Source organism: Desulfofundulus sp. TPOSR (assembly GCF_011393055.1).
Taxonomy (GTDB): domain Bacteria; phylum Bacillota; class Desulfotomaculia; order Desulfotomaculales; family Desulfovirgulaceae; genus Desulfofundulus; species Desulfofundulus kuznetsovii.
Genome location: NZ_JAAOEF010000003.1, coordinates 387248 through 400919 on the forward strand (window position 1 = coordinate 387248; position 13672 = coordinate 400919).

General features: G+C 55.1%; 17 protein-coding genes. 14 read left to right on the forward strand and 3 right to left on the reverse strand.

What is annotated here, in order from left to right; all coding sequences use genetic code 11:
• Window positions 1-3 precede the first annotated feature (3 nt).
• Together G7K71_RS12740 and G7K71_RS12745 are read right to left on the reverse strand one after the other, a co-directional pair.
• On the reverse strand, window positions 4-297 hold the full coding sequence (locus G7K71_RS12740; RefSeq protein WP_013823022.1) for a CopG family antitoxin: 294 nt from the start codon (window positions 295-297) through the stop codon (window positions 4-6).
• A 2-nt stretch (window positions 298-299) separates the two neighbouring features.
• On the reverse strand, window positions 300-575 hold the full coding sequence (locus G7K71_RS12745; protein ID WP_313884982.1) for a BrnT family toxin: 276 nt from the start codon (window positions 573-575) through the stop codon (window positions 300-302).
• A 134-nt stretch (window positions 576-709) separates the two neighbouring features.
• Between G7K71_RS12745 and G7K71_RS12750 the strand changes: the two genes are divergently transcribed.
• From G7K71_RS12750 to G7K71_RS12805, 12 genes are all read left to right on the forward strand, one after another.
• Complete coding sequence (locus G7K71_RS12750) at window positions 710-919, forward strand: helix-turn-helix domain-containing protein (RefSeq protein ID WP_166346953.1); 210 nt, start codon at window positions 710-712, stop codon at window positions 917-919.
• 217 nt (window positions 920-1136) lie between these two features.
• Window positions 1137-3008, forward strand: coding sequence for an acetyl-CoA carboxylase biotin carboxyl carrier protein (gene accB / locus G7K71_RS12755; RefSeq protein WP_166346956.1), 1872 nt, complete (start codon window positions 1137-1139; stop codon window positions 3006-3008).
• A gap of 16 nt (window positions 3009-3024) precedes the next feature.
• A complete protein-coding gene (accC, locus tag G7K71_RS12760; protein ID WP_013823018.1) occupies window positions 3025-4371 on the forward strand; it encodes an acetyl-CoA carboxylase biotin carboxylase subunit in 1347 nt (448 codons plus the stop codon).
• A gap of 76 nt (window positions 4372-4447) precedes the next feature.
• Complete coding sequence (locus tag G7K71_RS12765) at window positions 4448-4849, forward strand: Asp23/Gls24 family envelope stress response protein (protein ID WP_166346959.1); 402 nt, start codon at window positions 4448-4450, stop codon at window positions 4847-4849.
• Between the two features lie 107 nt (window positions 4850-4956).
• Window positions 4957-5487 (forward strand): alkaline shock response membrane anchor protein AmaP, encoded by a 531-nt coding sequence (amaP, locus tag G7K71_RS12770; RefSeq protein WP_166346962.1) that lies wholly within the window; start codon window positions 4957-4959, stop codon window positions 5485-5487.
• An 18-nt stretch (window positions 5488-5505) separates the two neighbouring features.
• Window positions 5506-5724 (forward strand): DUF2273 domain-containing protein, encoded by a 219-nt coding sequence (locus tag G7K71_RS12775; RefSeq protein ID WP_166346965.1) that lies wholly within the window; start codon window positions 5506-5508, stop codon window positions 5722-5724.
• A 27-nt stretch (window positions 5725-5751) separates the two neighbouring features.
• Entirely contained in the window at window positions 5752-6246 is a 495-nt protein-coding gene (nusB, locus tag G7K71_RS12780) for a transcription antitermination factor NusB (RefSeq protein ID WP_166346968.1), read from the forward strand.
• Between the two features lie 141 nt (window positions 6247-6387).
• Window positions 6388-7239 (forward strand): sulfide/dihydroorotate dehydrogenase-like FAD/NAD-binding protein, encoded by an 852-nt coding sequence (locus G7K71_RS12785; RefSeq protein WP_166346971.1) that lies wholly within the window; start codon window positions 6388-6390, stop codon window positions 7237-7239.
• Complete coding sequence (gene gltA / locus G7K71_RS12790) at window positions 7239-8648, forward strand: NADPH-dependent glutamate synthase (protein ID WP_166346974.1); 1410 nt, start codon at window positions 7239-7241, stop codon at window positions 8646-8648. The genes G7K71_RS12785 and gltA overlap by 1 nt, the downstream gene beginning before the upstream one ends.
• Before the next feature lie 155 nt (window positions 8649-8803).
• The gene (gene xseA, locus G7K71_RS12795) at window positions 8804-10012 is read left to right on the forward strand and encodes an exodeoxyribonuclease VII large subunit (RefSeq protein ID WP_166346977.1); all 1209 of its coding nucleotides are present in this window, start codon (window positions 8804-8806) and stop codon (window positions 10010-10012) included.
• Window positions 10013-10033: 21 nt separating this feature from the next.
• Complete coding sequence (locus G7K71_RS12800) at window positions 10034-10885, forward strand: bifunctional 5,10-methylenetetrahydrofolate dehydrogenase/5,10-methenyltetrahydrofolate cyclohydrolase (protein ID WP_013823010.1); 852 nt, start codon at window positions 10034-10036, stop codon at window positions 10883-10885.
• Between the two features lie 13 nt (window positions 10886-10898).
• A complete protein-coding gene (locus tag G7K71_RS12805; RefSeq protein WP_013823009.1) occupies window positions 10899-11531 on the forward strand; it encodes a cyclodeaminase/cyclohydrolase family protein in 633 nt (210 codons plus the stop codon).
• Between the two features lie 646 nt (window positions 11532-12177).
• On the opposite strand, the gene G7K71_RS19905 is transcribed toward G7K71_RS12805, so the two are convergent.
• The gene (locus G7K71_RS19905; RefSeq protein WP_013823008.1) at window positions 12178-12312 is read right to left on the reverse strand and encodes a hypothetical protein; all 135 of its coding nucleotides are present in this window, start codon (window positions 12310-12312) and stop codon (window positions 12178-12180) included.
• A gap of 123 nt (window positions 12313-12435) precedes the next feature.
• Between G7K71_RS19905 and G7K71_RS12810 the strand changes: the two genes are divergently transcribed.
• Both G7K71_RS12810 and xseB read left to right on the forward strand, forming a co-directional pair.
• Window positions 12436-13410 (forward strand): TIGR01212 family radical SAM protein, encoded by a 975-nt coding sequence (locus tag G7K71_RS12810; protein ID WP_166346980.1) that lies wholly within the window; start codon window positions 12436-12438, stop codon window positions 13408-13410.
• A gap of 2 nt (window positions 13411-13412) precedes the next feature.
• On the forward strand, window positions 13413-13670 hold the full coding sequence (gene xseB, locus G7K71_RS12815; protein ID WP_207712910.1) for an exodeoxyribonuclease VII small subunit: 258 nt from the start codon (window positions 13413-13415) through the stop codon (window positions 13668-13670).
• Window positions 13671-13672: the final 2 nt, after the last annotated feature.

Consider the following 13672-nt stretch of genomic DNA (forward strand, 5'->3'; position numbering starts at 1 on the left):
TCACTATGCCCCGCTGCCCTGTTCCCGGCGTATGGCTTCCGCGATCCACGACCGGATCAGGGTCTGGTAGGGGATATCCTTCCTCCTGGCTATCTCTTTTACCGCCTCTATCTGGGACACCCGCAGGCGCAGGGTCACCTGTTTGGTCCGTGCCCGCTCGCGGATTTTTGCCGCCAGTTCGGGGTCAAGCTCCATTTCAACGGGTTCATCGCTTTCAATGTAGTCCAGGGAATTGTGTGTATCCCAGAATTCAGCCTCTTCTTTTTCGTTTTTAAACTCCGGAAGGCTTTTCGCCATTGTTAATTTCGCCTCCTTTGCAGGTAGTACCGGCGCTCCCACCTGTTCATGTCCCTCGCAGTGACAACGCGGATAACACCGCCGGGCTTGATTTGAAAAATCACCGTCAGGTAACGGCCTTCCTCCGTCTGTCCGTAGGCGGCGAACCTTCCACCCCGGACCCTGCGGACCACCGGACGGTCGGAAAAGACTCCTTCAACCTCTTCAGGGGTAAGCCCGTGTCTTTCTTCGATGTGCCCGGCATTCCACTTGTCCCACTCAAACCGGCTTATTTTCACTGACAACACCCACTTCCATTTTAAGTCTGCATATTGCTATTGTCAATACAATAGCCCTGATAATGTCACCGGACTATGATATTGTCACCCTGTAAGCGGACTGAGAAAATGTCACTATGGGAGGAGAAATCTTTTTGAGTGCTAAAGAGTCGCGCAGGGTGTTTGTGATTGAACAGGCCGTCAAAGGCAAGATTACCAACAGGCAGGCTGCTGAGGTCCTGGGCTTAAGTGAACACCAGGTAATCCGCTTGAAGGAGAGGATGAAAGCTGATGGTGTTGCGGGCCTGGCTCATAAAAACAGAGGAAGGGACCATTACAAGCATTTTCAGCAGGTAGGTTTGTAAATGTTAACAACTGAAAAAACTTGAAACCCAAAAGCCTCGAGTTCAAGGATTCTAGATGCGTACTGAAATATATTGTATACTTGCGTTTACCCTATTTCCGGGACCTGTAGATTTTAATATAATAACATCAAGTTGATAATAAACAGGCTAACGGTTCAGGTTGTATTTATTGCAACCTGAGTATTTTTTGTTTTGCCGTGTTTTGGGGGAGGTTTCCATGGGTTTAAAGATCACCGACACTACCCTGCGCGATGGCCACCAGAGCCTCTGGGCCACCCGCATGCGTACTCAAGATATGCTGCCCATCCTGGAAAAACTGGATGCGGTAGGCTATCATTCCCTGGAAGTGTGGGGCGGGGCCACTTTTGACGTTTGCATGCGTTATTTGAACGAAGATCCCTGGGAACGTTTGCGGACTTTAAAAAAGCACATTAAGCGCACGCCCTTGCAGATGCTTTTGCGTGGTCAGTCCCTGGTGGGTTACCAGCATTATCCCGATGATGTGGTCGAGGCCTTTATTAATAAGATGGTGGAAAACGGCATAGATGTTATCCGCATCTTTGACGCCTTGAACGACCTGCGCAACTTTGAAGCACCCATGCGGGTGGCTTCAAAGACGGGGGCACACATCCAGGCGGCAGTGGTTTATACCATCAGCCCGGTACACACCACCGAGCACTATGTGGAAACGGCGGTCAGCCTGGCCCAGATGGGAGCTCATTCCATCTGCATTAAAGATATGGCCGGGCTGCTCACCCCTTATAAAGCTTACGAACTGGTAAAACTGATTAAGGAACGGGTCGGTCTGCCCGTACAGCTGCACAGCCACTACATTGGCGGTCTGGCCCTGGGGGCCTACCTCAAGGCGGCCGAGGCGGGGGTGGATGTGGTGGATACCGCCTCCGTGCCCCTGGCCTTTGGTTCTTCCCAGCCTCCGGTGGAAACGGTGGTGCGGGCGCTGCAGGGGACGCCCTACGATACCGGCCTGGATCTCCACTTGCTTTTTGAGATTGCCGCTTACTTTGAAGACCTGCGCAAGTCCCTTGGTTACGAGCGGGGGGTCACCCGCATCAACGACATGCGGGTCTTTGAACACCAGGTGCCCGGAGGGATGATTTCCAACCTGGTTACCCAGCTGGAAGAACAAAAGGCCCTGCATCGCCTGCCCGAGGTGCTGGCGGAAATTCCCCGGGTGCGGGCGGAGCTGGGTTACCCGCCCCTTGTTACTCCCACCAGCCAGATCGTGGGCACCCAGGCCGTGCTGAACGTTCTCACCGGAGAACGATACAAACTCATTCCCGGCGAGGTGCGGGCCTATGTAGAAGGGCTTTACGGCAGGCCACCGGCCCCCATAGATCCGGATGTGGCCCGAAAGATTTTGGGAGACAAGGAACCCATTACCTGTCGCCCCGCCGATTTACTGGAACCCAAAATGGATAAAATAAGAGAAGAGATCAAACACCTGGCAAAGTCGGAAGAAGATTTCATTTCCTACGCCCTGTTTCCCCAGGTGGCGAAGAGATTCTTTGAAAACCGCAACCGGCCGGGTCACCAGCCCGTGGATTCTGCCGCGCCTTTGCGCAACGGAGCCCGGGAGCAAAAACCCGGTCGTAAGGAGGATGGAAGCATGAACTTACAGGAAATCAAGGAGTTAATTAAACTAATTGACCAGACGGCCATTGCCGAGTTATCCCTGGAGAGTGCGGGGGTGAAAGTGGCCATAAGGAAAGCCGGCGCGCAAGGGGCGATGCCTGCACCTGCGGGCGGGGATTCCCCGGTACCGCCGCCGGCCCGGGAAGCGGCTGCCCCACCAGTACCAGCCCCGGAAAAATCTATTGATACTACCGGCCTTACCGTGATCAGGGCTCCCATGGTAGGCACCTTTTACCGCGCCCCGGCTCCCGATGCCCCGCCCTTTGTCCAGGTGGGGGATGTGGTGGAGAAGGGTCAGACGCTTTGCATTATTGAGGCCATGAAACTGATGAACGAAATTGAATCAGAAGTGGCCGGTGAAATTGTAGAAATCCTGGTGGAAAACGGCCAGCCCGTGGAGTACGGGCAGGAGCTGTTCTTGATCCGGGAAAAATAGATGGGCAGGGAGTAACATGTTTAAAAAAATACTGATTGCAAACAGAGGAGAAATTGCCTTAAGGATCATTCGTGCCTGCCGGGAGATGGGTATTAAAACTGTTGTGGTATATTCCGAAGCCGACCGGGACAGCCTGCCGGTGCGCATGGCTGATGAGGCCTACTGCATTGGCCCGGCCCCGGCAGCAAAAAGCTACCTCAATATTACCAACATTATCAGTACAGCCATGGTTTCCGGGGCGGATGCCATCCACCCCGGTTATGGTTTTCTGGCTGAAAACGCCGGATTTGCTGAAATCTGCGAAAGTTGCGGCCTGACCTTTATCGGCCCCCCGGCCTCCGCCATGGAGAAAATGGGGGCCAAGGCGGTGGCCCGGGAAACGGTGCTTAAAGCCGGGGTACCGGTGGTACCCGGTTCCCCCGGGGTGCTCCGGGACGTGCAGGAGGCTCTGGAGGTGGCGGAAGAAATTGGCTACCCCGTGCTGGTTAAAGCTTCTGCCGGCGGCGGCGGTCGGGGCATGCGGGTGGCCCAGGGCCCCGAAGACCTGATCCGGGCGGTGCAGACGGCCCAGACGGAAGCCCAGGCGGCCTTCGGCAACGCCCAGGTTTACGTGGAAAAGTATGTGGACGAGCCCCGCCATATTGAGTTTCAGATCCTGGGCGACAAGCACGGCCATATCGTCCATCTGGGGGAACGGGACTGCTCCATTCAGAGGCGCAATCAGAAGATGATCGAGGAATCCCCTTCCACGGCCCTTACCCCGGAATTGCGCCGGAAAATGGGTGAAATGGCGGTAAGGGCCGCCCGGGCCGTGGGCTATTACAACGCCGGGACGGTGGAGTTCCTGCTGGACAAACACCAGAACTTTTACTTTATTGAAATGAATACCCGCATCCAGGTGGAACACCCGGTTACCGAAATGGTTACCGGCATTGATTTGATCAAAGAACAAATAAGATTGGCAGCCGGGGAACCCCTGGGTTATACCCAGGAAGACATTCAAATCCGGGGCTGGGCCATTGAATGCCGCATTAACGCTGAGGACCCGGCCCGCAACTTTACTCCCTCTCCCGGCTTGATTTCCGCTTACCTGCCCCCCGGCGGGCCGGGGATCCGCCTGGATAGTGCAGCCTACCCCGGCTGGAAAGTCCCCCCTCATTATGATTCCATGATCGCCAAGCTCATTGCCTGGGGCCAGGACCGGGATGAGGCCATTGCCCGGATGCAGCGGGCCCTGGGGGAGTTTATCATTGAGGGGATCAAGACCACCATTCCCTTCCACCAGCGGGTGCTGCATAATGCCTTTTTCCGCCGGGGTGAGATTTACACCAATTTCATTCAGCGCCGCATCCTGATGGACTAATTGGTTGCAGACGGCCTGGGGTTCTGATATAATGGGGGCCATGGAGGTAAAATATGACAAGCACGGGGGGTTAACTATGGAGAATAAGGAAATGGTAATACGGGAAGAGCAGACCAGCCTGGGTTCCATCCGGATTGCCGATGAAGTAGTGCGGGTCATTGCCGGCCTGGCCGCCACGGAAGTCCCGGGTGTAGCCGGAATGAGCGGCGGAGTGGTGGGCGGTATTGTAGAAATGCTGGGTAAAAAGAACCTGTCCAAGGGTGTCAAAGTGGAGGTAGGCGAGAAGGAAGCGGCCGTAGACCTGTTTGTCATCGTCGATTACGGCACCCGCATTCCCGATGTGGCCCTTCAAATTCAAGAGAACGTAAAGAAGGCCATAGAGGCCATGACCGGCCTTTCGGTGGTCGAGGTTAATGTCAATGTCCAGGGAGTAGCTTTCAGCCAGGAGGGTAAAGAGGAAGAACACCGGGTCCGTTAGGGATCCGGGTAATTGTTCAGTAAAACCGCTACCACCGTAGCGGGATTACTGAACATTTACGGATCCGGCGAAAACAGGGAAATATAATATTAGGGGGTTACATTTTTATGGGGCCCTTTGACCGCGGCCTCCTGGTGATTTATACTTTTATTGTTACAGTTGCTTTGGTCTGGGCTGCCGCTGCCGTGGCCGGTTTTATTCCGCCCTACCGGGTGTGGGGCGGGCTGAACATGGTCATTGGGCAACCGCAGGCCGTCATTGCCCTCCTAGGCCTGTTTATTTTAGGCGGCGCCCGCCTGTTTTGGGTGGGGGTACGCCCGCGCCGCCGGCAGGCGGTGGTTCACGAGGCAGCCCTGGGACAGGTGCGTATTGCCCTTACCGCCATCCAGGACCTGGTGGAAAAGGTGGCTCTGGCGCAAAATGGGGTGCGGGAAGCCGGTGCCCGGGTCTACCCGGGCAAAGAGGGCATCCGCATTGGTATACGGGTGGCGGTAACCCCGGACATAAACATTCCCGCCACTGCCGCCATGGTGCAGGAACAGGTGAAAAACCGGGTGCTGGAGGTTACCGGGGTGACGGTGCAGGATGTCGCCATTACGGTCAAAAGTATTTCCGCCCGTAAACCCCGGGTGGAGTAAATGGGGTGTCTTCAACCGATGGATGCATATACCTTTGCGGAATTATGGAAGCGGCACCGGGGTAAGATTACCGGAGTCATTTTGGGTCTGGCCTTTGGCTGGTTTGCCATTATCTATGGCATTATTAAGGCGCTGTTTGTGACTGCATGTGTTTTCGCCGGGTATTACGTCGGCAAACGTTTGGATGAGCGGGTGGACTTCAAAGAGCTATTTTCCCGGCTGTTCCAGGAAAGATGAATATTTCCTAAATCAGGAGGTCAGTTTATGGGCAGAAGGCAGGCCAGGGAAGCAGCACTGCAAGTTCTCTACCAGGTAGATGTAGCACGGGTTGATCCCGAAGAAGCTCTCAATCACTTACGGGAAATGGCTTCCCCAAACCCCGGGGACTCTGATGAAAGTGATCAAGTAAACGAAGAAGATGCGAAAATAGCTTATCTGAGCCCCAGGGATATGCTTTTTGCCCGTGAACTGGTTGCCGGCACCCTGGCTCATCTGAAAGCCTTTGATCGGGTCATAGCCCGTTTAAGCCGGGACTGGCCGCTGTACCGTATGGCCGCGGTGGACCGGAATATTATGCGTATGGCGCTTTATGAAATATTCCACCGGGAGGATATCCCCAACAGCGTGGCGGTAAATGAGGCGGTGGAACTCGCCAAAACCTTTGGAGGACCTGACTCCAGTCGTTTTATTAATGGTATTCTCGGCCGGGTGGTAAAGGATCCGGCATCCTATTATCCATCGGAAGGGGAGATCGGGTAAGGTCTCCCTTTTCTTTTTGTAAGTTCCGTTCATAAGTTATGTGGGGCAGCAGGAATTTGCCGTCGTAGCGAGAATAATAAGATAATTGTTTCATAACGTTTTATATTTATAGAATATGCTAAGGGAGGGGGAGGCTTATTAATGTTCAAAATTTTGGAGAAACAGGTTTTTTCACCCATCATCAAGCAAATGGTTATTGAAGCACCCAGGGTAGCCAGGAAATGTCAGCCGGGTCAGTTTGTTATTTTGCGCATTCACGAAGAAGGTGAGCGTATTCCACTGACCATTGCGGACTTTGACCGGGAAAAGGGTACCATTACCATTGTCTTTCAGGAGGTCGGCAAAACCACCAAACAGCTGGGAACACTGGAAGCGGGAGATTACATTAAAGACTTTGTCGGACCGCTGGGGACCCCTTCCCACATTGAAAACTTCGGCACGGTCATATGCGTCGGTGGCGGTGTAGGGATAGCTCCGGTGTTCCCCATTGCCCGGGCGTTGAAAGAGGCCGGCAATCACGTAATCAGCATCATCGGTGCCCGGACCAGGGATCTCCTCTTCTGGGAGGACCGCATGCGGGAAGTTTCCACCGAGCTTTTTGTGACTACCGATGACGGTTCCTATGTACGCAAGGGCTTTGTTACAGATGTCTTGAAAGAAATTATTGACGAACGGGGCAAGGACAACATCAACCTGGTGCTGGCCATCGGTCCCCAGCCCATGATGCGGGCCTGTTGCAATGTCACCAAAGATTACGGCATCAAAACCATTGTCAGCCTGAACGCGCTGATGGTGGACGGTACGGGGATGTGTGGTTGTTGCCGGGTGACCGTGGGCGGCCAGACCAGGTTTGTTTGTGTGGATGGTCCTGAATTCGACGGCCACCAGGTGGACTTTGCTGAACTGGCCCGTCGTTCGGCCACCTTCCGGGCAGAAGAACAGCGGGCACTAGAGCGTCATACATGCCAGTGCGGATGTGGAGGTGGCAAATAATGGCCGAGAAGAAGGAAATAATTCCAAAAAAACATCCGATGCCTGCCCAGGCACCCATTGAGCGGATCCGGAATTTCAACGAAGTGGCCCTGGGTTATGACGAAGAAACTGCGGTGGCGGAAGCCAAGCGCTGCCTGCAGTGTAAAAAGGAGCCCTGCCGGCAGGGTTGTCCGGTGGAGGTAGATATCCCCGCGTTTATCAAGTTGGTAGCCGAGCGGGATTTTGCGGGCGCCATTAAAAAGATCAAGGAGAAAAACGCCCTTCCTGCTGTTTGCGGCCGGGTTTGCCCGCAGGAAAACCAGTGTGAGAAATACTGCACCCTGGGCAAGAAACATGAGCCCGTGGGTATCGGGCGCCTGGAACGCTTCTGTGCCGACTGGGAGCTGGCCCGGGGTGTGCTGCCCCAGGAAGTGGCCCCGCCCACCGGTTTCAAAGTGGCGGTGGTAGGTTCCGGCCCGGCGGGTCTTACCTGTGCTGCCGACTTAGCCAAGCTGGGCCACAGGGTGACCGTTTTCGAAGCCCTGCATGTAGCCGGCGGTGTGCTCATGTACGGCATTCCCGAGTTCCGCCTGCCCAAGCGGGTGGTACAGGCAGAGATAGAAAACCTGAAAAAGCTGGGGGTAGAAATCGTCACCAATGCGGTGGTGGGCAAGTTTGCTACCGTGGATGAGTTGATGGAGGAAGAGGGCTTTGACGCCGTATTTATCGGCACTGGTGCCGGCCTGCCGTATTTCATGAACATTCCCGGGGAGAATTCCTGCGGCGTTTATTCCGCCAACGAATTCCTCACCAGGACCAATCTGATGAAGGCCTACCTCTTCCCCGAATGGGACACTCCCATCAAGGTGGGCAGGAAAGTGGCCGTAATTGGCGGCGGCAATGTGGCCATGGACGCGGCCCGCACTGCCTTGCGGCTGGGGGCGGAGGAGTCCTGGATTGTCTACCGGCGTTCCGAAAAGGAACTGCCCGCCCGCCACGAGGAAGTGGAACACGCCAAAGAAGAAGGAATCAAGTTTGCCTTTTTGACCAATCCCGTGCGCATTCTGGCAGATGAAAACGGCTGGGTGAAGGGCATGGAGTGCCTGCGCTATGAACTGGGCGAGCCCGATGAATCCGGCCGGCGGCGGCCGGTACCCATTCCCGGTTCCGAGTTTGTCATGGATGTGGACACGGTGGTGGTGGCCATCGGCCAGGCTCCCAACCCGCTGGTACCCAGGACCACCAGGGGCCTGGAATTAGGCCGGAAAGGCAATATTGTGGCCGACCCGCAAACCGGGGCCACTTCCAAGCCCGGTGTTTTTGCCGGCGGCGACGTGGTTACCGGGGCGGCTACGGTTATCCTGGCCATGGGGGCCGGACGAATCGCAGCCCGGTCCATCCACGATTATTTGATGAAGAAGAAGGGTTAGATTTTTAGCAAAGATGAACGGACGGCGGCCTTTCCCTACAGCTACGCCATTGCTCGGGGGACGACCGCCGCCCGAAGGGTTTTTGGTAATAATGGTAATTGTCCAACAATAATTAATGAGACAAAAAGTGAGAATAATACGGAGCTTGTAGTTAGATGCTCAAGTTGCTTACCGTAAGTGAACTTACCGGCCATATCAAGAACCTCCTTGATAACGACCCGCTTTTGCTGAACCTCTGGGTAAAAGGGGAGATTTCCAACTGTAAACAGGCGGCCAGCGGTCACCTTTACTTTACCCTGAAGGATGAGTTCTGTTCCATCAAGGCGGTAATGTTTCGTTCCCGGGGGCGCCGCCTCCTTTTTCAGCCGGAAGACGGGATGGCCGTGCGTGTGCGGGGCTACGTATCGGTTTACCCCCGGGACGGTACATACCAGCTGTATGTAGAAGAGATGGAGCCCGAGGGCACGGGTGCCCTTTATCTGGCCTTTGAACAATTGAAGCAAAAACTGGAAAAAGAGGGCCTGTTTGCTCGAGAGCACAAAAAGAAGCTGCCCCTTTTGCCGCGCCGCATTGGCATCGTTACTTCGCCCACCGGAGCGGTACTGCGGGATATGGTCAAAATTATCCGGCGGCGCTGGCCGGGCCTGCAGATCATTTTTGTGCCCGTGCCGGTGCAGGGGGAAAGTGCCCCCCGGGAGGTGGCCCGGGCCCTGCACTGGCTGAACCGCCTGAGGGCCTGCGATGTGATTATTGTAGGCCGCGGGGGAGGGTCACTGGAAGAATTGTGGGCTTTCAACACCGAACTGGTGGCCCGGAGCATTTTTGTTTCCGATATTCCGGTGATATCAGCCGTTGGTCATGAGACGGATTTTACCATTGCCGACTGGGTTGCGGATGTACGGGCTCCCACCCCTTCGGCGGCGGCGGAAATGGTGGTCCCGGTCCGGGAGGAAATGGCCCGTTACCTGGGGCTTCTGGAAGGGCGCCTGTTGCGGGCCATGCGGGAAAAACTGCAAACCTGCCGGGCAAGGCTGGATGCCTGCCGTCAGAGCAGGGTATTCCGTTACCCGGTGGATGTTCTCTGTGGCTTCCGGGGACAAATGGTGGACGATCTGTTCCGCCGCTTAAACCGGGCCATGGAGCAATACCGCCTGCGCCAGCAAGGCCGTCTGGCCCTGCTGTCCGGACAGCTGCAGGCCCTGAGTCCCCTGGCCACCCTTGCCCGGGGATACAGCATTTGTACCCGGGCAGATACAGGTGAGGTGGTACGGCGGGCCGGGGAGGTCGCGCCGGGAGAAAAAGTACAGGTGAAGTTATATTGCGGCCGTCTTTTCTGCCAGGTGGGGGAATCTATAGAAGAGTAAATGTAAAGGGGGAGGCTAAACATGGCAGCGACACTTATTGATGGGAAAAAGGTGGCGGCGGAGATCCGGGAAGAAGTTAAGGCCGAAGTGGCCCAGTTGAGGGAACGGGGCATTATCCCCAAGCTGGCCGTGGTCCTGGCCGGTGACGATCCGGCCTCCGTGGTCTATGCCCGGTCCAAGGAAAAGTCCTGTGCCAATGTGGGCATCGAGTTTGAGCTTTTCACCTTGCCCGGCAATGCGCCCGAGGAAGAAGTGCTGGCGCTCATCGACCGCTTGAACAAGGACGACAGCGTACACGGGATTATGATTGAGTTGCCCCTGCCCAAACACATGAACAAGCAGCGGGTGCTGGAAGCCGTGTCGCCGAAAAAGGACGTGGATGGCGTCCACCCCATCAACCGGGGTTACATTTTAAGCGGCGGGGACGGCCTGTTCCCGGCTACACCCCAGAGCTGCATTGAAATCATGCTCCGTACTGGTATTGAAATCAAGGGTAAAAATGCCGTCATTGTAGGCCGGGGCGAGACAGTCGGCAAACCCCTCATCTTCATGATGCTCAACCAGAATGCCACCGTTACCGTGTGCCATACCAGGACCGCCGATCTGGCCTACCATACCCGCCAGGCCGATATCCTCATTGCCGCCGTCGGCAAGCCGAAAATGATCAAGGCCGATATGATCAAACCCGGTGCCGTGGTGGTGGATGCCGGTATCAACCAGGTGGAAGGCGGCATTTGCGGTGACGTGGACTTTGAAAACGCCAAGGAGGTAGCCGGGGCCATTACACCTGTGCCCGGCGGTGTAGGCAGCCTGACTACCGTGCTGATTCAAAAGAACGTGCTGAAGGCCATCAAGCTGCAGGGGAAAATTTAAGGAGGTGCCTTTGATGAGTGAGATTTTTGACTTTCCCTTTCGCAAGATACTGGCTGTAGCTGCTTCCGATGCCCCGACTCCCGGCGGGGGCAGCGTTTCCGCCATGGTGGGTGCTTTAGGGGTGGCCATGACGGCCATGGTGGGCAACCTCACCGTGGGCAAGCCCAAGTTTGCGGACGTGGAGCCCCAGGTCAAGGAAATTACCGGCGCTGCTTACTTTATTATGAACAAATTGGAAAAACTGGTGGCGGCCGATATCGCTGCCTTCGGTAAGTTCATGGAAGTTTACCGGATGCCCAAAAATACCGAGGAAGAGAAGGCTAAGCGGGACGAGCTGATGCAAAAGGCCCTGAAAACGGCCACTGACACTCCCATGGAGGTAGCCCGCACCCTCCTGGAGGCCCTGGAGATTACCGAGCGGCTGGCTAAGATTGGCAATAAAATGGCCATCAGCGATGCGGGCGTGGCCGCCTATGTCTGTGAAGCGGCCATCAACGCCGTCCTTTTGAGTGCCGACATCAATATCCCCATGATCAAAGACGAAGACTATGTCAGGGGTATTCTGGCGGAAAAGGAAAGGATCGTTTCCGAGGCTAAACGGTTAAAGGATGCCGCCGTGGCCGTTGTCCAGGAAAGAATGAAGTAAAGAACCTCCCGGTTTCATTTTGACGGGCGGGTCTGCCGCAAGGCGGATCCGCCGGTCGTTTTATTTAGCTAATAGATACTGTCGCATAACTATCGGGACGGCCCAGCACTCACTGGTAAGGTACTTCTTTTGAGTACATTGGTCACATATGCTTAATAACTATTCTAACGAGGCCGTTGTTCCAGTGAGTGCTGGGTGCTCCGTGCTACGGGCCGGACGAAACATCGGCTTGCCTCGGAGCAAACCTGGCAGCGCTGCATATGCGCCGGAAGTATACTTTCCTTATGAATAGTTACAGCCTAAGTAACCCAATCGTTATATCGATACTGGTACCAGCGCGATTCGCGCTGCCGGTTCGCTAACCTCGGCCCAGCACTCACCGGACGCAACTTACTTGACAGGTAGTTAAAGCTCAGATCCAAGTTAACGGCCTATGAAGGTTATAGGCTCTTGTGAGTGCTGGGCGTGTTTCGTATCCGGCCCTTCAGCCCAGCACTCACTGGTAAGGAATACCTTCGAATTTATGTTGTTTACATAATGCTCATAACTGAGCCAATGAAGAAGTTAGAGCAGTGAGTGCTGGGTCGCTCCTTAAGGGACGACCGCCGCCCATCTAGTTTCTGGTTTTACGACAGTATCTGTTTGGCTAATAAAACGTCACCTCGTTTAGCTTGATCCATCCCAGCAGGTCCAGCAGATCCGCCAGTTGATCAAATAATTGCTTTTGTTCCTCCAGGGAGAGTTCCTCGATTGCCCGCACCAGTTCCTCTATCCGGGACATATTTTCACCCCCCTGATTCATAGGATAAGCAAGGCCTGTTTCCCTTGTCAAATCGCCCGCAAACGCACGGGTCTTTGCGCTGCCGGACGTTTGTGGTAAGATAAGGGCCAGGAGGTAAAAGCCATGTCCGCAAACCAGCTCCGCTACCGGGTCTATTCGGAATTTCTGAAAGAAAAATTCGGGGGCAAAGTATACAAGCTGCCCATCAACCTCCCCGGAACCTGTCCCAACCGGGACGGCACTATCAGTACCGGCGGTTGCATTTTCTGCGACGAGGAGGGGGCGGGTTTTGAGTGCCTGCCCAGCAGCCTCTCGGTGGAGGAACAGCTGGCCACAAACCGGGGGTTTTTCCGCAAGCGCTACAAGGCGGATAAATTCATCGCTTACTTCCAGGCTTTTACCAACACTTACCTGCCCTTTGAGCGCTTCCGGGAATATGTCCTGGCCGCTGCCGCCGGCGAAGATATGGTGGGCATTTCCATTTCCACGCGCCCGGACTGCATCAACGACCTTTACCTGGATTTCCTGGCGGAAGTGGGCCGGGAAAAAAATCTGGTTATGGACATCGAATTGGGGCTGCAGACAGTCAATTACCATTCCCTGTTGCGGGTAAACCGCGGGCATACCCTGGCCGAATTTATAGATGCGGTGCAGCGCATCAAAAAGCGGGAGCTGGAAATCTGCGTGCACCTGATTCTCAACCTGCCCTGGGACGATATGCTTGACGTAATTGAAAACGCCAAGATTCTCTCCGCCCTGCAGGTTCAATATGTAAAGCTCCACTCCCTTTACGTCGTCCGGGATACCGTACTGGGGGAAATGTACCAGCGCGGGGAGTTTGCCATCATCCCCATGGAAGAATACGTGGACCGGGTGGTCACCTTTCTGGAATACCTGCACCCGGATATCGTCATCCAGCGCCTGGTCGGCCGCGGCCCCTATGACCGGGTGCTTTTCTCCAACTGGGGAGTGAGCTGGTGGCAGGTGAAACAAAGGATTGAAGCCAGGCTGGAAGAACTGAACACCTGCCAGGGGCGACTCTGCGACTATTTAAACGGCCCGGCGTTGCGGAAGAGATTTTTAAAAAGCGAGGTATAGCCATGAAAAAACTAACCTTTGAAGAAGCGCTGGCCAGACTGGAAGCAGTGGTACGGGAACTGGAAGAAGGACAATTGCCTCTGGAAAAATCCCTGGCCCTTTTCGGGGAGGGGATTACCCTGACGCGTTTCTGTCATCAGGAGCTGGAAAAGGCCGAGGAGCGTATTTCCATACTCACCGCCAATGAAAAGGGAGAACTGGTATTAAAAGATTCCGACCCCTGTCTGGTAGATCTGCTCAACCCGGAGAGGAAGGAGTAAGC